The sequence below is a fragment of the Polynucleobacter sp. es-EL-1 genome (assembly GCF_018687975.1).
GTDB lineage: Bacteria > Pseudomonadota > Gammaproteobacteria > Burkholderiales > Burkholderiaceae > Polynucleobacter.
This window is the reverse complement of sequence record NZ_CP061310.1, coordinates 1,219,217-1,238,711: the sequence shown is the minus strand read 5'-3', so window position 1 is coordinate 1,238,711 and position 19,495 is coordinate 1,219,217. Positions and strand designations below refer to the sequence as shown.

The window sequence follows — 19,495 nt, the reverse complement described above, 5'->3', positions numbered from 1 at the left end:
GCTTAAGCGCTAGCGAGGCTGGGTCTAAAGGAGAGACCTTTAACGCAATCAGGAGGCGGGTTGCTACCCTCAGACCAAGTCAGAACTTCAACTCCAGTAGCGGTTACCAAGAGAGTGTGCTCCCATTGTGCAGAGAGGCTGCGATCTTTGGTTTTTACGGTCCATTGATCAGGCATCGTACGGATATCGCGTTTGCCAGCGTTAATCATTGGCTCAATGGTGAAAGTCATGCCTTCTTGCAATTTTTCACCGGTACCAGGGCGACCATAGTGCAGGATTTGAGGGTCTTGGTGAAACACTTTGCCAATACCGTGGCCACAGTACTCGCGAACTACGGAGTACCCTGCTTTTTCTGCATGCGTTTGAATCACATGACCAATATCACCTAGTGATGCGCCAGGTTTTACCTGAGCAATGCCCAGCCACATGCATTCAAAAGTAATTTGGGTGAGGCGCTTAGCCAGCACCGAGACTTCACCAACCATAAACATGCGGCTGGTATCGCCGTAATAACCATCAGGGGTGATGACGGTGATATCTAAGTTAACAACATCGCCGGTCTTCAAAATCTTTTCACCAGGAATGCCATGGCAAATCACATCATTGACTGAAGTGCAAATTGAGGCAGGGAAGGGTGGATATCCTGGTGGCTGATAGTTCAATGGGGCAGGAATGGTCTTTTGGACATCGCGCATATAGTCATGGCAAATGCGATCAAGCTCACCAGTGCTCACCCCTGCTATAACGTGCGGTGCTACATGGTCAAGAACTTCACTGGCTAGGCGGCCAGCTTCGCGCATCCCTAGGATGTCTTTTTCGGCGGTAAATACACTATTCATGCCTTGATTATCAACGACTTGGCAGTTTTTGACAGATCTCAGTTGCCCAAAAAATGGGCAGAATCCTCAATTACTCCTATTTCTAGACCCTAATCGGCGCTCGCTATCCATAGTTGGGCTCTGCCGAGCCTGGCTAGATCATTGATATTTAAGCTATAATTTTGGTCTCAGGTCTATTTTGGACTTGAAATCGCGAGTTGAGCCTTCCAGGGTGGCGTTTTTTAGCGCAGCTAGGACTCAACTTTAGAACACAACCCTTAGGAGAAGTTATGTCAGTAACTATGCGTCAAATGCTGGAAGCCGGTTGCCATTTTGGTCACCAAACTCGCTTCTGGTCCCCAAAGATGGCCCCTTATATTTTCGGTCATCGCAACAAAATTCACATCATCAACTTGGAAAAAACATTGCCAATGTTTCAGGATGCCCTGAAATTTGCAAAACAAGTTGCTGCTAATCGTGGAACTATCTTATTCGTTGGTACTAAGCGTCAATCACGCGAGATCATTGCTGAAGAAGCTGCTCGTGCTGGTATGCCATACATCGACAGTCGTTGGTTGGGCGGTACGCTTACCAATTTCAAAACTGTTAAAGGTTCCCTCAAGCGTTTGAAGGATATGGCAGTTGCTAAAGAAGCTGGCGATTGGGAAAAGCTTTCTAAGAAAGAAGCTTTGACGAATGATCGCGATCTCGACAAGTTGCAAAAAGCACTTGGTGGTATTCAAGATTTGAACGGCGTTCCTGATGCGATTTTTGTAGTGGACGTTGGTTATCACAAGATTGCTATTACCGAAGCGAACAAGCTTGGTATTCCAGTGATCGCTGTAGTGGATACCAACCACTCACCAGAAGGTGTTGATTACATCATCCCAGGTAATGATGACTCCAGCAAAGCGGTAACCCTCTACGCTCGTGGCATTGCGGATGCAATCCTCGAAGGTAAGGCAAATTCAGTTCAAGAAATCTTGATCGCTGCTAAAGAAGGCGAAGAAGAGTTTGTTGAAGAAGGGAAAGCTGAATAATGGCCGCAATTACCGCTGCAATGGTTGGCGAGTTACGCGCCAAAACTGATGCTCCAATGATGGAGTGCAAAAAAGCTTTGACTGAGGCTGATGGTGATATGGCTCGTGCAGAAGAGATTCTGCGTGTAAAGCTGGGTAGCAAAGCAGGTAAAGCAGCATCCCGTATTACTGCTGAAGGTATTGTTGCTTCATTCATTAACGGCACTACTGGTGCATTGCTTGAAGTGAACTGCGAAACTGACTTCGTTTCTAAGAACGATGACTTTTTGGCCTTCACACAAGCTTGTGTCAAGTTAGTTGCTGAAAATAATCCAGCTGATGTTGCCGCATTGCTCGCACTTCCAATGAATGGTCAAACAGTTGATGAAGTTCGTAGCGCCTTGATCGGTAAGATTGGCGAGAACATCATGCCACGTCGCTTTAAGCGTTTTGCAGGTAGCAGCAAGTTAGTCTCTTATCTCCACGGCACTCGTATTGGTGTCATGGTGGAGTTTGAGGGTGACGAGACTGCCGCTAAAGATGTAGCAATGCATATTGCCGCGATGAAGCCAGTAGCTTTATCAATGGCTGATGTGCCTGCTGATGCAATTGCTATTGAGCGTAGTGTGGCTGTTCAAAAGGCTGCTGAATCTGGTAAACCACCAGAAATCGTTGAGAAGATGGTTGAAGGTTCTATTCAGAAGTACCTCAAAGAGGTTTCTTTGTTGAACCAAACTTTCGTTAAAAACGATAAGCAAACTGTTGAGCAGATGCTCAAGGCTGCTAATACAACAATCAAAGGATTCACTATGTTTGTTGTAGGCGAGGGTATTGAGAAGCGTCAAGACGACTTTGCGGCTGAAGTGGCTGCTCAGGTTGCCGCTGCTAAAGGCGCTTAATCAGGCTTTACTGCTGGGTTCTCCCAGTTAGGCTGTCATGCTCAAAAGGGCATAGAAACCTTGGTTTCTATGCCCTTTTGTTTGATCTTTCACAAGCCCTTTATAATTCCAGTGGAATATTAAAAAGTACTTAAAGATCAATAAGCTAAGCATCAATTTGCTTAGCAAAATTACGGAAAATATAACGATGCCAGCCTACAAACGTGTTCTCTTAAAACTCTCTGGTGAGGCCCTGATGGGGGATGATGCTTTCGGGATCAATCCCGTCACCATCGATTCCATGGTTAAAGAAATTGCTGATGTAGTAAATACTGGCGTGGAATTGGCTATCGTAATTGGTGGCGGTAATATTTTCCGCGGTGTTGCGGGTGGCGCTGCCGGCATGGATCGTGCAACAGCTGATTACATGGGTATGCTCGCCACCATGATGAATTCACTTGCGTTGCAAGATGCTTTGCGTCAAAAAGGTGTTGAGGCTCGTGTTCAGTCTGCCCTCAGAATGGATCAAGTGGTTGAGCCTTATATCCGTCCACGTGCAATACGAGCTTTGAGCGAAGGTAAGGTAGTCATCTTTGCTGCGGGTACTGGTAACCCATTCTTCACCACTGATACTGCAGCTGCGCTCCGCGGTGCGGAGATGGGTGTTGAGATTATGCTTAAAGCCACTAAGGTAGATGGTATCTATAGTGCTGATCCAGTAAAGGATCCTAGTGCCACTTTATACAAAACGATCACTTTTGATGAGGCTCTCATCAAAAACTTGCAAGTGATGGATGCAACTGCATTCGCCTTGTGCCGCGATCGTAAATTACCAATCAAGGTATTTTCAATTCTCAAGCCAGGCGCCTTAATGCGCGTGGTTCAAGGAGAATCTGAAGGTACTTTAGTGCACGTTTAATAGGAGGCTTGATGTCCGCAGCAGAAATTAAAACTAACACTGATCAAAAGATGCAAAAGTCTCTCGAGGCTTTGAAGGCGAATCTTGCAAAAATTCGTTCTGGTCGTGCCAACCCTGGAATTTTGGAGCATATCCAGGTTGATTACTACGGCAACCCAACCCCTTTGAGTCAGGTTGCTAACTTGGGCTTAGCAGATGCAAGAACAATTAATGTTCAGCCCTTTGAAAAAACGATGGTTGCGGCCATCGAAAAGGCCATCCGAGATTCTGATTTAGGTCTTAATCCTTCTTCGCAGGGAACGGTCATCCGCGTACCCATGCCAGCACTGACAGAAGAGCGTCGTCGTGACTTAACTAAGGTGGTTAAAAACGAAGGTGAAGAGAGCAAGATTGCTGTTCGTAATTTACGTCGTGATGCCAACGAACACCTCAAGCGTCTAACTAAAGATAAAGAAATTTCTGAAGATGAAGAGCGTCGCGCTACTGATGAAATTCAGAAGATGACTGATCGGGCTGTTGTAGAGATTGACAAAATTGTTTCAGAAAAAGAAAAAGAGATCATGACGGTTTAATCGTCAAGTTGATTTCTACTAACCGTTCTTTATGACCCAACACGCTAGCTCTACCTTAGTCGTTCCAGAGGTGCGTGCTATTCCAAGACACGTTGCCATCATTATGGATGGTAACGGTCGCTGGGCTAGCAAACGTTTTATGCCAAGAGTTGCGGGGCACTCAGAAGGTCTCACTGCTGTTCGTAAGATTGTTCAAGAATGCCGTCGTTTGGGCGTTGAATATCTCACTGTCTTTGCTTTTAGCTCTGAGAACTGGCGCCGTCCACCAGAAGAGGTGGGTTTTTTAATGAAACTTTTTCTAAAGTCACTGAAAAGCGAAGTCTCTCGATTGGCAGAAAACGATATTGCTTTGCGTCTCATTGGCGATTTGAGTCGGTTTGACACTGCAATTCAAGAGATGGTGGAGTTCTCTGAAGAAAAAACCGCTGGCTGTAAGGGGTTGACGTTCACGATTGCGGCTAACTACGGTGGTCGTTGGGATATCTTGCAAGCTATGCGTCAATGTTTGGCGAGTAACCCAGGATTAAAGCCGGAGCAAGTCTGTGAAGAATTATTGCAGCCCCATTTATCGATGGCGTATGCTCCCGAGCCTGATCTCTTTATTCGAACTGGTGGAGAGCAGCGCGTTAGCAATTTTTTACTGTGGCAACTGGCGTATACCGAGTTGTATTTTACGGATGTACTTTGGCCTGACTTTGATGAAGCTGAACTTCATAAAGCCTTTGATTGGTTTAGCCAGCGTGAACGTCGCTTCGGTCGCACTAGCGCGCAGCTTGCGACTCAGCCCATGAGTGATGCTGTCTAAGCGCGCCCCAACCATATGTTAAAAACCCGCATCATTACCGCCACTATTTTGCTGGCGATACTACTTCCCATCTTGTTTCTATTGCCAGCGTTTTACCTTGGCATCTTTTTTCTAGTAGCGCTGATTGCTGCTGCTTGGGAATGGAGTCGGATGATTGCTCCAGAAGCTAAATTAGCTGCTTGGCTCTATGCCTTGTTTTGTCTGGCGATCATCTTATTTTTATTGGGTATGCAAGCAGTCGCATGGCAATTTTCCTTATTAATGATGGCGGTGGTATTTTGGTTCTTCATTGCGCCATTCATATTGGCCAAGGGAATGAATCTCTCTTTGCAAAAGCTGAAGCCGTTCTATAGCATTCTGGGGCTCATCATTCTTCCGGCAACTTGGTTTGCCCTAGTATTTTTGCGTGAGCTAGGTCTCGTATTTTTACTAAGCATCATGGCTTTAGTGTGGGTTGCTGACATTGGGGCTTACTTTGTTGGTAAAGCATTCGGAAAGCGTAAATTAGCAGCCCAGATTAGTCCTGGAAAATCTATTGAGGGCGCGCTCGGTGGTTTGCTGCTGTGCTACCTCTATGCATTCTTGTGTGTAGCTTATCTGCCCTTAGGTGATACTTTGTTTGGTGCATGGGCGGTTCGTTTTGGTTGGGTGCCCATGTTTGTTATGGTCACTGTGTTGACGGCCTTTAGTGTCTTCGGTGATCTCTTTGAATCTCAATTGAAACGCTTGGCAGGGGTCAAGGATAGCAGTCATTTATTACCGGGGCACGGCGGGGTGCTAGATCGTGTTGACGCCTTGATTCCGACGATGCCAATTGCAGCTTTACTTGCTGGGTTGATTTAATGGCGGTAAGACAGGTTGCCATTCTGGGTTCTACCGGTTCGATCGGGGTAAATACCTTAGATGTGATTCGTGCGCATCCAGATCGTTTTAAAGTTGTTGCACTGACTGCGGCGAAACAAATTGAGCGACTTGCTGCTCAATGTCTTGAGTTCAAGCCGCTGATTGCGGTAGTTGCTGATGCACAGGGTGCTTCACAACTTAGTCGATTGCTACAAGCACAACAAATTTCTACGCAAGTGCTGTATGGTCCGCAAGCGCTCGTTACTGCAGTAACTGAATCTGGATGTGACACCGTAATGGCTGCCATTGTTGGGGCTGCTGGTTTAGTGCCGACCCTAGCGGCTGCTAAAGCTGGTAAGCGTGTGTTGCTAGCCAATAAAGAGGCTCTAGTGATGTCTGGCAATTTATTTATGCAAGCGATGAAAGAGGGTGGCGGTGAATTACTCCCCATTGATAGTGAGCACAATGCCATCTTCCAATGCCTGCCTGATCGCTTCACCCAGTCCCCTGCAGATCATCTTGGTGTAGAAGAGCTTTGGTTAACTGCATCAGGTGGTCCATTTAGAGATTTGCCAGCGACTAGTTTGGCGACAATTACGCCAGAACAGGCCTGTGCTCATCCGAACTGGGTGATGGGTAGAAAGATTTCGGTAGATTCAGCAACCATGATGAATAAAGGTCTTGAGGTGATTGAAGCCTTTTGGTTATTTGGTTTGCCATTAGACAAAATTAAGGTTCTGATTCATCCGCAGAGTGTTGTTCATTCCATGGTGCGTTATCGCGATGGTTCTGTTCTAGCCCAAATGGGGCAACCAGACATGCGCACTCCGATTGCTTATGGCTTGGCATGGCCCGAGCGCATTGATGCAGGTGTTGGCCAATTGAACCTGACTCAATTAGCAAGCTTGAGTTTTTCAGAGCCTAATCTTGCTCAGTTTCCTTGTCTGAACTTAGCATTTTCTGCAGCAAGGGCAGGGGGTACGGCGCCGACGATATTAAATGCAGCCAATGAGGTTGCGGTAGCGGCATTTTTGGATTCTGGTCTACCCTATTTGCAAATTGCTCAAGTCGTAGAGCATGCTCTCGATACTATTGCGCCTATTGAGGCAAATTCACTAGAGACAATTTTGCAAGCGGATGCACAAGCACGTGCTGTGGCAAGCAGTTTTGTCCATAGCATCAGTCGATAGAGCATTTGGATATGCAGGCTTTAATGACTCTTGCTGCATTTCTGGTCACTCTTGGGGTATTGGTGAGTTTTCATGAGTATGGCCATTTTTCAGTTGCGCGTTTATGTGGCGTTAAGGTCTTGCGCTTTGCTTTAGGGTTTGGAAAACCACTCTATACCTATCGCGCAAAGAATGGAACAGAATGGGTTATTGCCTCCATTCCCTTGGGCGGATATGTCAAATTACTAGATGCGAGAGATGGCCAACAAGTTATTAATGTTGCGGATCGAGGAGCGTCGTTTGATGTAAAACCGCTTTGGCAACGCTCTTTAATTGTGGCAGCCGGACCGCTAGCCAATTTTCTGCTAGCGATCGTATTGTTTTCAGTCATTTATGTCAGCGGGGTGCCCCAATTACCCGCACGCTTGCAGGCTCCCCCTGAAAGCTCGGTTGCGGCTAATTTGGGCTTGGCCGCTGACGACCAAGTATTAGGCTGGAAACTGCTATCCGGAGATACGGTTAACCCTCCCAATGCAGAGGAGTTTGATCCGATAGTGAGTTGGAATGCTTTGCGCTGGCACCTGCTCGATGCCTTAGCCAGTGAGCGGGGCTTTGCCCTAGAGTTGACCGATCCGTCTGGAGCTCGCTTCATTAAGGTTTTTAGAGGGGTAGATTTACCACCAATTTCGCCAGATTCTGACCCCATGAAAGCCTTGGGAATATTGCCCCAGCCTCTCCCTCCGGAACAGTGGACAGAGCTCAAATTGGGCCCCATTGAGGCCCTATTTTTTGCCAGCGAAAGGGTCTATCTGGTGACCAAGGTCTCCTTTAGGCTCATGATCGGCTTATTTACAGGGCAAACCACTCTAAAACAGCTTGGCGGTCCTTTGAGTATTGCGGATATGGCCGGGAAGTCAGCTCAAGTCGGCTGGCAGCCCTTTGTAGCCTTTTTGGCTCTGATGAGTATCAGTATTGGCTTGTTAAATTTGCTGCCTTTGCCGATGCTGGATGGGGGTCAGCTCCTGTATGATGCATGGGAGTTGGTTGCTGGTAAGCGAATATCGATTTCTATGCAGGAAAAGCTCCAAAAAGCGGGTTTTTTGCTCCTGATTTCCATTTCCTTATTGGCCTTGTTTAACGATTTGCAACGCTACCTTTCATCTTGAATTTTTTGACTTCTTCTTTTCATGCCGTAACGCGATTTGTTGCACAAGCTGCCCTTATCATCGCGGCTGGTCTATGTGTGAACGCTCAGGCAGCAGAGAACTTTGTAATTAAAGATATTCGTATCGAGGGTCTGCAGCGGGTAGAGCCTGGCACGGTTTTTAGTTATTTACCAGTTCAAGTAGGGGATAGCTTTTCAGAAGAGAAGAGTGCTGAAGCAATTAAAGCCCTCTATAGCACCGGATTTTTCAGGGATGTTCAAATTCAAGCACAAGGCAATGTATTGATTGTCATTGTGGAGGAGCGCCCCACGATTTCTCGAATTGAATTTACCGGCATGAAGGAATTTGATGTCGAGGTCGTTCGTAAATCCCTCAAAGCTGTTGGGGTAGCAGAAGCGCGTTTTTATGACAAAGCATTGATTGATAAAGCCGAGCAAGAGCTCAAGCGTCAGTATGTAGGTAAGGGCTTGTATGCTGCAGAAATTGTGGCAACTGTGACGCCGGTTGAGCGCAATCAAGTTGCGATTTACTTCAATGTTGATGAAGGCCCTGTTGCCAAAATTCAGGAAATTAACTTCATTGGCAATAGTGTTTTTAGTGAGAGCACTCTCAAAGGTTTGATGCAGCTTAAGACTGGTGGTTGGTTGTCTTGGTACAGTAAAGACAACCTGTATTCCAAGCAAAAGCTCACGGCTGATTTAGAAAATATTCGTTCTTACTACCTTAATCGGGGTTATCTCGAGTTTGTCATTGAATCCACGCAGGTTTCCATTACTCCGGATAAAAAAGGTATTTATCTCACCATTAGCATTCGTGAAGGCAATAAATTCACAGTGAAAGATGTTCGTTTGGCAGGTGATTTGCTTGGTAAGGAAGCTGAGTTGATTCAATTGGTAAAGCTTAAACCAGGCGATACCTTTTCTTCAGCCTTACTGACTGAGAGCACCAAAGCAATTGCAGAGATTTTAGGTTCCTACGGGTATGCATTTGCAACGATTAATCCTCAGCCAGATATTCGTCGTGAATTGAGTGAGGTTGATCTCACTTTGGTGGTTGACCCAGGCCGTCGGGTCTATGTTCGCCAAGTCAACGTGACTGGTAATGCCAAAACCCGTGATTTAGTGATTCGTCGTGAAATGCGCCAGTTTGAAAGCTCTTGGTTTGATAGCGATAAGATTGACTTATCGAAGAAGCGTTTAGGTCGCTTAGGGTACTTCACCGAGACTGATGTTTCTACGCAAGATGTTCCGGGATCTCCAGATCAGGTTGATGTCAATGTGAAGGTTGCTGAAAAACCCACTGGCGCCATTACTCTTGGTGCGGGTTTCTCTTCCACTGAGAAGTTGATTCTCTCTGCTGGTATTAATCAGGAAAATGCTTTTGGTACCGGTACCTCTGTCGGCTTGAATTTCTCTTTGGGAAAAATTAACCAAAGTTTGGCATTGTCTAACTATGATCCCTACTTTACCGAGGATGGTATCAGTCGGTTTACGGATCTGTACTACCGATCATCCAAGCCGCTTTACTATACCGGTGACCCTGATTACCAAATTAAGAATGTGGGTTCCAATATCAAATTTGGGGTTCCTTATACTGAGGTTGACCGCGTATTCTTTGGAACGGGTTTTGAAGTTTTCCAGATTCAGTCTAGTATTAATACGCCAACGCCGTACCTAAACTATATGCAGGACTACGGCATTGCCGCGCCTGGTTATCCTGCTACCTTAAATACCTATAACGTGCCGATTACGATTGGCTGGTCACGTGATGGTCGAGACAGTGCATTGATTCCATCCTCAGGATCTTTGCAGCAGCTCAATGCTGAAGTGGGTACGCCCGTGGGCAATATGATGTTCTATCGGCTATTTGGCCAGTATCAGAAATATCACTCTTTCTCGAAAGGTAATATTCTGTCCTTTAATGGTGAGGTCGGTTATGGCGAGGCATATGGCAAATACCCCTTCCCAATCACCAAGAATTACTATGTGGGTGGTATCGGATCGGTACGTGGTTATGCACCGGGATCCCTGGGACCAACTTACGTAAATACCTATACTGGCCTGAATCAGCCTACCGGTGGTCAGTCTAAGATCGTTAGTAACGTGGAATATACCGTACCTGTTCCAGGCTCTGGTGTAGATAAAACCCTGCGAGTATTTGGCTTCGTGGACGGCGGTAATGTGTATAACGAAAATATCAATCTTGTCTTGAGATATTCCTATGGCTTGGGTTTATCATGGATATCACCGCTTGGTCCGTTAAAATTCAGTTATGGTATTCCGATCAAATCCTTGCCAACGGATAACATACAGCGTTTGCAGTTCCAAGTGGGTACCGCGTTTTAATTGTTTAAGGAAAGTTTTATGAAGCTCAATCAGTCTTCAAAATGGATTCAAGTTGGCTTAATTGCTATGACTTCTGCTATTGCCATGCCACAAGTTATGGCACAAGAGAGCGGAACTCGGGTTGGGGCAGTGAATGTTGAGAAAGTATTTAACGAATCCGATATGGCTAAGGCTAGCCAGACCAGATTGCAGAACGAATTTACAAAGCGTCAAAACGAAATTCGTCAAAGCGCAGAAAGAATTAAGTCTGCTGCTGAAAAATTAGATCGTGATTCAGCGGTAATGTCAGAAGCAGAGCGCGTTAGAAAACAGCGCGAATTGGCTGACCAAGATCGTGAATTACAACGTAAGCAACGTGAGTACACAGAAGATTTGAACCAGCGTAATTTTGAGGAGCGCGCCAAGATTGCTGAAAAAGCCAATCAAGCTCTCAAGCAAATCGCCGATCAAAGAAAACTGGATGTCATTATTCAAGACCCGGCTTATGCCAATCCTAAGGTCGATGTGACTGATGATGTCATCAAGGCTTTAAATAGTCTCAAGTAAGTCCTTATGCCAACCGCCATCGAGCTGGCCAAACAGTTTCAAGTAAGCTTGGTGGGGGATGGTTCCCTCGCGCTTCAGGGTCTCGCTCCGCTCGAGCGAGCTCAAGCTAATCAGATCTCCTTTCTTTCAAATCCGCTATACCGTCAACAGGCTAGTGATAGTGTTGCTGGTGGCTTGATTGTTAATCAAGCTGATGCGGATTTTCTTCAGGCAAATCCTGGGAGCGGCTCAGTAGGGCGCGTCTATTTTGTTTCCAAGAACCCTTATGCTACTTTTGCCAGAATGGCGCAGTACTTTGCCAAGACTTTGGCTCCCGTTTATGCGCCTGGAGTACACCCAAGTGCTGCCATTGATTCTTCTGTAACAATTCCTGCTTCATGTCACATTGGTCCGTTTGTTCAAATTGGCCCCGGTGTGAAATTGGGCGAGCGGGTGGTCTTGTTGGGCAATACTTCTATCGCTAGAAATTCCATTATTGGTAGCGACGCTTTGATCTACCCAAATGTATCCGTTTATTCAGAAACCACCATAGGCGAGCGCTGCATTATTCATAGTGGCGCTGTGATTGGCGCAGATGGTTTTGGTTTTGCTCCTGATTTTTCTGCAACTGGCGCAGAGTGGGTCAAGATCCCGCAAACTGGTGCTGTAGTGATTGGTGATGATGTTGAAATTGGTGCGTCAACTACTATCGATCGTGGTGCCATGAGTAATACCATCATAGGCAATGGAACTAAGATTGACAACCAAGTTCAGATTGCTCATAACGTAGTAGTGGGCAACTGTTGCGTGATTGCGGGTTGCGCTGCCATCTCTGGTAGTACCAAAATTGGTAACTTCTGCATCATTGGTGGTGCCGCTAACTTTGCAGGTCATCTCACCATTGCTGATAAAACTACTGTTTCTGGAAATACCTCCATTATTCGCTCTATCACAGAGCCAGGCCAACACTTCACGGGCGTTTATCCTTCGATGCTTCATGGTGCCTGGGAGAAAAATGCAGCTATTTTGCGTGGCCTCGATAAAATACGTCAACGCTTACGATTATTAGATAAATCTAAATAATTTCGTCACCATATTAAAAAATTAGAAACTTTATCCAGTAGGTAAATACATGAGTAAACCCATCGCTATCGACATCAATCAAATTTTGAAGTTGTTACCACACCGCTATCCTTTTTTATTGGTTGATCGCGTGTTGGAGATTGAGCCTCGCCAAAGTATTACAGCCCTTAAAAATGTCACCATGAACGAGCCATTTTTTCAGGGACACTTTCCAGATTTTCCGGTAATGCCAGGCGTTCTAATTATTGAGGCGCTTGCTCAAACCGCTGCTCTTCTTACTTTTTCAGAAGTGCGCGAAGAGAATGCCATTTACTACTTTGCCGGTATTGACGGTGCTCGCTTTAAGAAACCAGTGTTACCTGGCGACCAGTTGATCATGACTGCTAAGTTAGAGCGTGAACGTGCTGGTATCTACAAGTTTCAAGTGCAAGCCACTGTTGATGGTGAACTTGCTGCTGAAGCAAATATTACTTGTGCTGTTCGTACGAAAGGCGCGTAATGACTCGGATTCATGCATCCGCTGTAGTTGATAGCAAAGCTGAGATCGCTAGCGACGTAGAGATCGGTCCATACTCGGTCATTGGGCCAAACGTCAAAATCGGTGCTGGTAGCAAGATTGGATCTCATACTGTGATCGAGGGTTACACCACGATCGGCAAAGAGAATAATTTTGCACACTTTGCGGCTATTGGTGGCGCCCCCCAGGATATGAAATACCGAGGCGAGCCAACACAGCTCATTATTGGTGATCGCAATACGATTCGTGAGTTCACCACCATTCATACGGGTACTTCTCAAGATGAGGGCATTACCCGCATTGGTGATGACAACTGGATCATGGCTTATGTGCACATTGCGCATGATTGTCAAATTGGCAACCATACGATTTTCTCGAGTAACGCACAAATTGCCGGTCATGTGAAGGTGAGTGACTGGGCGATTATGGGTGGCATGTCTGGTGTGCATCAATTTGTCCGCATCGGTCAACATGCGATGTTGGGTGGCGCCTCTGCATTAGTGCAAGATATTCCGCCTTTTGTGATTGCTGCAGGGGATAAAGCTTCTCCTCACGGAATTAATGTTGAGGGCTTAAAGCGTCGAGGCTTTTCAACTGAAACGATTTCTGCACTACGTCAAGCCTATAAGGTCCTCTATAAAGATGGCCTCAGCTTCGAAGAGGCTAAGGTAGAGATTCAGAAGATGGCGCAAGCTAGTGCATCTGATGCTGCTACTGCAGAAAAGCTGACTGAGTTCCATGACTTTATTGCCGCCTCCACGCGCGGCATTATTCGGTAGAGAAGTTCTAGTGCCCAAACTTGCTTGTGTTGCAGGAGAGCCATCAGGTGATTTGCTGGCCGCACCAGTACTGAGTGCCTTAAAGCAAATTCCTGAAACATCAGATCTTCAGGTGTACGGTGTTGGCGGTCCACGCATGCAGGCTGAAGGTCTGCGTTCGGACTGGCCTATGGAGACTTTGAGTGTTCGCGGCTATGTTGAGGCTATCAAGCAGCTACCTGCAATTCTGAAACTACGCAAAGAGCTTATCGCTAACCTCCTTGGGGAGGGGCGTCCTGATGTGTATTTGGGAATTGATGCGCCAGATTTCAATTTGGGCGTGGAATTGGCTTTGCGAAAAGCCGGCATACCTACTTTGCATTTTGTGTCCCCATCTATTTGGGCATGGCGAGCAGGGCGTATCACTAAGATAAAGCAGGCTGTAGAGCGCATGCTCTGCATCTTTCCATTTGAGCTCGAAATTTATGAGCGCGCTGGTATGAAAGCCACTTATGTTGGTCATCCACTTGCAAGTGAGATTCCGCTGGAACCTGATTCTGAGAAAGCTAAACGAAGTATTGAAGAGATGCTCAAGCTATCGAGCAAAACATTAGATGGCACGATTATTTCAGTATTGCCTGGAAGTCGTAGTTCAGAAATTGAATTGATTGCCCCAGTCTTTTTCGAGACCATGCCTTTGCTTGTAAAGAGATTACAGGGGCAAAACGTCCACTTCATTATTCCGGTTGCTACTGAGCGTTTACGCGCACCACTTGAGCTATTAAGAGAACAGGCTATTGAAAAAGATCCTTCCCTGAAGATCCATTTGATTGATGGTGAGGCCGATGCCGTTCTTGAAGCTGCGGATGTTGTATTGATCGCGAGTGGCACGGCTACTTTGCAAGCAGCCTTATGGAAAAAGCCCATGGTGATCTCCTATAAGGTGCCTTGGTTGACTGCTCAGATCATGAAACGTCAGGGCTATCTTCCTTATGTAGGCTTGCCTAATATTCTATGCGGCCAATTTGTGGTCCCCGAATTACTGCAGGATGATGCTACCCCCGAAAAATTGGCGGATGCTGTGTTAGATTGGTTAAATAGCCCAAGCAAGGTGACCCAACTCAAGGCACGTTTTGCACAAATGCATGACACCTTACGCAGGCCAACCGGTTTACTAGTGGCTCAAGCTGTTGCTCAAACGATCGCGGCTAAAAAACATCAGGTTGGTGCGTGAGCGTCATTTGGATTTGTGGGGTAGATGAAGCAGGGCGAGGCCCATTGGCTGGTGCGGTAGTTGCTGGAGCTGTTGTGCTTGACCCTGAAAATCCCATTGATGGATTGAAAGACTCCAAGAAATTATCTGCTGCCAGACGCGAGTTTCTATTTGAGCAAATTCAACTCAAAGCAAAGGCCTGGGGGATTGGCGAAGCGAGTCCAGCTGAGATTGATGAAATCAATATTTTGCAAGCAACCATGCTGGCAATGAGTCGTGCAATTGAAGATCTTGCTACCCGTTTAGGCAGCTGGCCTGATAAGGCTTTAATCGATGGTAATCGCTGTCCAGAGCTGCCCATTGCAGCAGAAGCTATTGTGAAGGGTGATACTAAAGAGCCGGCGATTTCAGCGGCATCTATTTTGGCGAAGGTGACTCGCGATCGTCAGATGATGGCGCTGCATGAGCGTCATCCTGAATATGGGTTTGCCCAACATATGGGTTATCCCACCGAGGCTCACTTAGCAGCATTACAACAATATGGGGTATGTAATGAGCACCGTCGGAGCTTTTCGCCTGTTCGCAATGTCTTAGCTCTGCATAGCTGATAATCCCAACTATGAAAATGGAATTTATCAGCTCAAAAGACAACTCCTTGTTTAAGGAAATTCGTCAATTACAAGCTACTGGCCCCAAGGGTCAGAAGGCCAGATTTGCCTGCGGTCAGGCTTTGCTAGAAGGTATTCATTTAGTGCAAACCTGGGTAGGCAATCCAGGACTCAAGACCTTAATTACCTCAGAGCTGGGTTTGCAAAACCCAGAGATTGCTCAGGCTGTATATGACCATGTAGAAATTTGTCCTGATACTCGGGTTTATCAGTTGGATAAAGGCTTATGGGACTTACTCAGTGATTTAGTCAATGCTCCGCAGATTGCAGGATTATTGGAGCTCCCACAAAGCGCTTTAAATCCCCAGAAATCTGTGACCACCATTTCTGGGGATGTGATTATTTTGGATCGTATTCAGGATGCGGGTAATGTGGGCTCTATTTTGCGCACAGCAGCAGCAGCTGGCTTTACTCAAGTAATCGCATTAACGGGTTGTGCCCATCTTTGGTCAAGCAAGGTATTGCGTGCTGGGATGGGTGCCCATCGCTTGCTAGATCTGTATGAGGGTTGGTCAACCCCACAAGTGCTGAGCGCTGTAACGTCGCCTTTACTGGCTGCTACTGCTGATGGTGAGATTGATCTCTTCAATATGCCTAAGGTATTGATTCATCCAGTTGCTTGGGTAATGGGAAGTGAAGGGCAAGGCGTATCTGAAGACCTGATGGCTCAGGCTAAAGGTGTATCCATTCCAATTGATCCTCGTGTGGAATCGCTCAATGTTTCCACAGCAGCGGCAGTATGTTTATTTGAGACCCTCAGAGTGCGGCGTGCTTAAATAGTAGTTTTTACGAGGGGCTGCTTTCGGCCAGATGCAGACGGTAAAGCAGGGTGTTGAAAATCTTTTTGTCGGTGGTTCGATTTCCGCGGACCCACCAATATAAGCTAGTAGACTTGAAACACCAATATGCACCTTAACCTCATCACCCAACTCGCTAACAGGTGAGATTGCGGGAGATGCACCTTTACCATGAACTCACATTGAAGAAAAACAATAAGACCGACCATATCTTGTTTTTTTTCAATGAAATGATAAGTTAAGTCTTTTAATGGACGCCCCCATAAGCCTTGAATATCTGCACCAACTAGGTGCGCCTCAGTTCGATAAAAAAGTGTTTACCCTAGGTTTAATTGGTTCGGCAGAAAAATATCGCACTTAAGTATTCACCTCAATTATTATTCAAAAATTCTGAAAAACTGTTGGGCTTACTCAATTTATCCCCCCTTAAAATTACCTAAAGAATTTTTAAAATGAAATCAAAAATTAAATACGCTCTAGCAGTATTTTTGTTTGGAATATCAAATCAATTATGGGCAGCTTGTGTAGTGCAAGGTGATAGCTCAATTATTGCAACAGCTAATGGGGATAGTTGTACTAACTCATCGGCAATTAGCACCTCAGCTAATGATGCTTTCGGCATGGATGCGGGATCGTTGACTTTCATCTCTCTCAGTAATGCCGCTAGCGGAACAATAACTACTACTGGGAATGGTGCTGCGGGTATTCATACAACAGGAGATAATGCAATTATTATTAATGATGGCACGATCGCAGTATCCGGAGGCTCTAATAGTGGAAACTTTGCGGATGGTATAAATGCTTTAGGGAATAATTCTCAAGTTACTAATAATGGCACGATAACAGCATCTGGCACCGCAATGTTTGGCGTTTGGTTTGATAATTCCACAGGCGGAAGCTTCAATAATACGGGGTCTATATTAGCTACCGACGTCGGTGGAGTTGGTGTTGCTTTGGGGAATACCACTGAAACTTTTGCTAACAGTGGAGTTATCGTATCCAATCAAGGATATGGTGTTCTTGCTCGGGCTGTCGAAAGCTTTACAAATACTGGAGAAATTACAGCCGCACCAAGTTCTTATGGTGTATTTGCAGTTGGCACTATCGCAACACTTAATAATGCTCAGGGCGGTAATGGTGCAAGTGGTTCAACAACAGCTCTAACATATACTGGTAATCTGCCGACTAATTACAACATCATCATTAACTCGCCTACTCATTATGGCCAGCTTGCTGGTACAGGTCTAGGTGGAGCAGCATCAACTTTTGGAATCTATGCTGGCTCAGTTCTTTCCAAGGGGTCATACACATCAGTCCTTTCTGGTTTTGCTACGTCGAATTTAGCCGGCACAACTTCAGGAAATTACAACGGCTTTACTTGGTCGCTCAGTAACTCTTCGGGAGATATTTGGGATTTGATAGTTAATGGCGCATCTACAGCCGACACTCAACAGTCTTTGGTTAATACCGCAGCTTCACTCCAAAACACATATACCCTTCAAAACTCAGTCCTAGCCAATAGTTTTACCTATGACTGTAATGTGTTTGGCGCTAATAATGTTTGCGTTTCCGCTGGCGGTCGAAATACCCAAGTATCAGCAGCCAATGGCTTGAATAACGCCAGCGCATTATTGATTGCTGCTTATCGTGTAATGCCATCAGTTCGTGTAGGCGCCTACGCAGATCAGAACTTATCAGTAAACAACGCAGGCTCTACAGTGAACTTGGGTAACAACACTCCACTCATTGGTCTCTTTGGCGTCTGGAATGAGCGCTTAGATGGTACTGGCACAGAAGTGAAGGTATCTGCTGCTTATGGTCAAAAGAACACTACCGTGACTCGTCAGGTAGTTGGTACTAGTGAAGCTGGTTCAGGCTCTTCACAACTCAACAGTCAGGGCGCACAGTTAATAGCCAAGTATGGCTTTGGTGTTACTCCTGATGTGATCGTATCTCCCTATGTAGGTATGCGTTATACCCAAAACAACATGGGTGGCTATACAGAAGGGGCATCTTCAACAGTAACAGCGCCATTGACCTACTCATCACTCAATACCAATTCCACAACAGCGCTAGCTGGTATTGGCGCTCAATACAAGTTCATCCCACAAGCAACTGTTTTTGCTAGCGCTGGTGTTGAAACAGATACCAACACCAGCAATGGCACTTACTCGGCAACTGGAATCACTGGTTTAACCCCGATTAACTTCAATGCTAATCCAGTAAGAACTCGCCCAACTGCAACGCTAGGGGCTACCTATGATGTTGAGAAGAATCAACGGATTGGATTGACTGGAATCTATCGTCAAGAACCATATCAAGCAGTCTCTACAACCACTGTGATGGCGACTTATACGATTGGTTTGTAAGCAAAGCCGATTAGATTTAGATAAGAGACCCGCTTCGGTGGGTTTTTTTGTTTTCTGCCACCGTCGCTTATGGGTCGCAATCAGACCCTGAACAATACTTTTCTAGCCTAAGATTGTTTTATCTGATTTAATCGATTGCAATACCGTAGTAGCAATCTCTTCAATCGATTTACTGGTGGTGGCTACCCAAGGAATAGATTCCTTTTTCATCATCGCGGTTGCTTCATTGATCTCATAGCGGCAATTTTCTAACTTCGCGTAATTGCTTCCAGGGCGTCGTTCATTGCGGATCTCCGACAGACGTTCGGCATCAATCATTAAGCCAAAAATCTTATTGCGATAGGGAATCAAATCTTTTGGTAATTGCCCACGCTCAAAATCTTCAGGAATCAAGGGGTAGTTTGCCGCCTTCATCCCATATTGCATTGCTAAGTAGAGGCTAGTGGGTGTTTTGCCCACCCGAGAAATGCCCACCAAAATGACATCTGCCTCGGCAAGGTTCTTGTTTGACTGCCCATCATCATGTGCCAGGGAGTAATTGATGGCCTCAATCCGGTTTTTATAGGCTTCAGTATCTGCATTGTGATGAAGGCGGTTCATGGCATGGGTCGATTTAACCCCTAGGGCATGCTCCAAGGGCGCCACAAAGGTCTGGAACATGTCCAAAATCAAGCCATTGGCCTTTCCAACAATCTGATTGAGTTCGGGATTCACCAAGGTGGTGAAAACGATGGGCTGAACCGCGTATTTAGCGGCCGCCTGATTAATGCTAGAAACAGCGTCATGCGCTTTTTCAGGGCTATCTACAAATGGCACCCGAATGTGCTTAAAAGTGGCCTCAAATTGGGCCAAAATCGACTGGCTGAAGTTCTCGGCAGTAATGCCGGTGCCATCAGAAACGATAAAAACAATACGGGCTTGGGTAGACATGAGATTGGCCTAAAAAGTCGTTGTCAGCACTACAATATGCAGTTATTGAAGTATGCCGTATTTTATTCGGCCGCTTGACCAGTTTCCTTATCTTTAGAGAG

Annotated in this window: 19 protein-coding genes; 17 read left to right on the top strand and 2 right to left on the bottom strand. The window is 45.9% G+C overall.

Annotated features, from left to right (window positions below; translation table 11 throughout):
• Positions 1-2: 2 nt before the first annotated feature.
• On the bottom strand, positions 3-839 hold the full coding sequence (gene map, locus FD974_RS06350; RefSeq protein ID WP_215363510.1) for a type I methionyl aminopeptidase: 837 nt from the start codon (positions 837-839) through the stop codon (positions 3-5).
• Between the two features lie 269 nt (positions 840-1,108).
• Between map and rpsB the strand changes: the two genes are divergently transcribed.
• The 17 genes from rpsB to FD974_RS06265 all read left to right on the top strand — a co-directional run bounded on the left by rpsB (position 1,109) and on the right by FD974_RS06265 (position 18,464).
• Entirely contained in the window at positions 1,109-1,858 is a 750-nt protein-coding gene (gene rpsB / locus FD974_RS06345) for a 30S ribosomal protein S2 (RefSeq protein WP_215363507.1), read from the top strand.
• Complete coding sequence (gene tsf / locus FD974_RS06340; protein ID WP_215363505.1) at positions 1,858-2,736, top strand: translation elongation factor Ts; 879 nt, start codon at positions 1,858-1,860, stop codon at positions 2,734-2,736. Before rpsB ends, tsf begins: the two co-directional genes overlap by 1 nt.
• Before the next feature lie 187 nt (positions 2,737-2,923).
• Positions 2,924-3,634, top strand: a complete 711-nt coding sequence (gene pyrH, locus FD974_RS06335) for a UMP kinase (RefSeq protein WP_215363503.1) — start codon at positions 2,924-2,926, stop codon at positions 3,632-3,634.
• An 11-nt stretch (positions 3,635-3,645) separates the two neighbouring features.
• Positions 3,646-4,206, top strand: coding sequence for a ribosome recycling factor (gene frr / locus FD974_RS06330; protein WP_215363501.1), 561 nt, complete (start codon positions 3,646-3,648; stop codon positions 4,204-4,206).
• Positions 4,207-4,237: 31 nt separating this feature from the next.
• Positions 4,238-5,011 (top strand): polyprenyl diphosphate synthase, encoded by a 774-nt coding sequence (uppS, locus tag FD974_RS06325; protein ID WP_215363499.1) that lies wholly within the window; start codon positions 4,238-4,240, stop codon positions 5,009-5,011.
• Positions 5,012-5,026: 15 nt separating this feature from the next.
• A complete protein-coding gene (locus FD974_RS06320) occupies positions 5,027-5,854 on the top strand; it encodes a phosphatidate cytidylyltransferase (protein ID WP_215363496.1) in 828 nt (275 codons plus the stop codon).
• On the top strand, positions 5,854-7,044 hold the full coding sequence (gene ispC, locus FD974_RS06315) for a 1-deoxy-D-xylulose-5-phosphate reductoisomerase (protein WP_215363494.1): 1,191 nt from the start codon (positions 5,854-5,856) through the stop codon (positions 7,042-7,044). Before FD974_RS06320 ends, ispC begins: the two co-directional genes overlap by 1 nt.
• 11 nt (positions 7,045-7,055) lie before the next feature.
• Entirely contained in the window at positions 7,056-8,189 is a 1,134-nt protein-coding gene (locus FD974_RS06310) for an RIP metalloprotease (RefSeq protein WP_215363492.1), read from the top strand.
• Positions 8,186-10,534 carry an outer membrane protein assembly factor BamA gene (bamA, locus tag FD974_RS06305; RefSeq protein ID WP_215363489.1) on the top strand — a complete coding sequence of 783 codons (2,349 nt, stop codon included), beginning with the start codon at positions 8,186-8,188 and terminating at the stop codon, positions 10,532-10,534. Before FD974_RS06310 ends, bamA begins: the two co-directional genes overlap by 4 nt.
• 18 nt (positions 10,535-10,552) lie before the next feature.
• Positions 10,553-11,080, top strand: a complete 528-nt coding sequence (locus FD974_RS06300; protein ID WP_215363487.1) for an OmpH family outer membrane protein — start codon at positions 10,553-10,555, stop codon at positions 11,078-11,080.
• 6 nt (positions 11,081-11,086) lie between these two features.
• Positions 11,087-12,142 carry a UDP-3-O-(3-hydroxymyristoyl)glucosamine N-acyltransferase gene (lpxD, locus tag FD974_RS06295; RefSeq protein ID WP_215363485.1) on the top strand — a complete coding sequence of 352 codons (1,056 nt, stop codon included), beginning with the start codon at positions 11,087-11,089 and terminating at the stop codon, positions 12,140-12,142.
• Positions 12,143-12,191: 49 nt separating this feature from the next.
• Positions 12,192-12,641, top strand: a complete 450-nt coding sequence (fabZ, locus tag FD974_RS06290; RefSeq protein WP_015421422.1) for a 3-hydroxyacyl-ACP dehydratase FabZ — start codon at positions 12,192-12,194, stop codon at positions 12,639-12,641.
• Positions 12,641-13,438, top strand: a complete 798-nt coding sequence (lpxA, locus tag FD974_RS06285) for an acyl-ACP--UDP-N-acetylglucosamine O-acyltransferase (RefSeq protein WP_215363482.1) — start codon at positions 12,641-12,643, stop codon at positions 13,436-13,438. The genes fabZ and lpxA overlap by 1 nt, the downstream gene beginning before the upstream one ends.
• Positions 13,398-14,651 (top strand): lipid-A-disaccharide synthase, encoded by a 1,254-nt coding sequence (gene lpxB / locus FD974_RS06280; RefSeq protein ID WP_215363479.1) that lies wholly within the window; start codon positions 13,398-13,400, stop codon positions 14,649-14,651. Before lpxA ends, lpxB begins: the two co-directional genes overlap by 41 nt.
• The gene (rnhB, locus tag FD974_RS06275; protein ID WP_215363476.1) at positions 14,648-15,238 is read left to right on the top strand and encodes a ribonuclease HII; all 591 of its coding nucleotides are present in this window, start codon (positions 14,648-14,650) and stop codon (positions 15,236-15,238) included. Before lpxB ends, rnhB begins: the two co-directional genes overlap by 4 nt.
• 11 nt (positions 15,239-15,249) lie before the next feature.
• The gene (locus tag FD974_RS06270) at positions 15,250-16,074 is read left to right on the top strand and encodes an RNA methyltransferase (protein WP_215363474.1); all 825 of its coding nucleotides are present in this window, start codon (positions 15,250-15,252) and stop codon (positions 16,072-16,074) included.
• Positions 16,075-16,547: 473 nt separating this feature from the next.
• Positions 16,548-18,464: an autotransporter outer membrane beta-barrel domain-containing protein gene (locus FD974_RS06265; protein ID WP_215363472.1), complete on the top strand. Its 1,917-nt coding sequence runs from the start codon at positions 16,548-16,550 to the stop codon at positions 18,462-18,464.
• A gap of 102 nt (positions 18,465-18,566) precedes the next feature.
• Here the strand turns inward: FD974_RS06265 and FD974_RS06260 are convergent, their stop codons facing one another.
• The gene (locus FD974_RS06260) at positions 18,567-19,394 is read right to left on the bottom strand and encodes a pyruvate, water dikinase regulatory protein (RefSeq protein ID WP_215363470.1); all 828 of its coding nucleotides are present in this window, start codon (positions 19,392-19,394) and stop codon (positions 18,567-18,569) included.
• Positions 19,395-19,495: the final 101 nt, after the last annotated feature.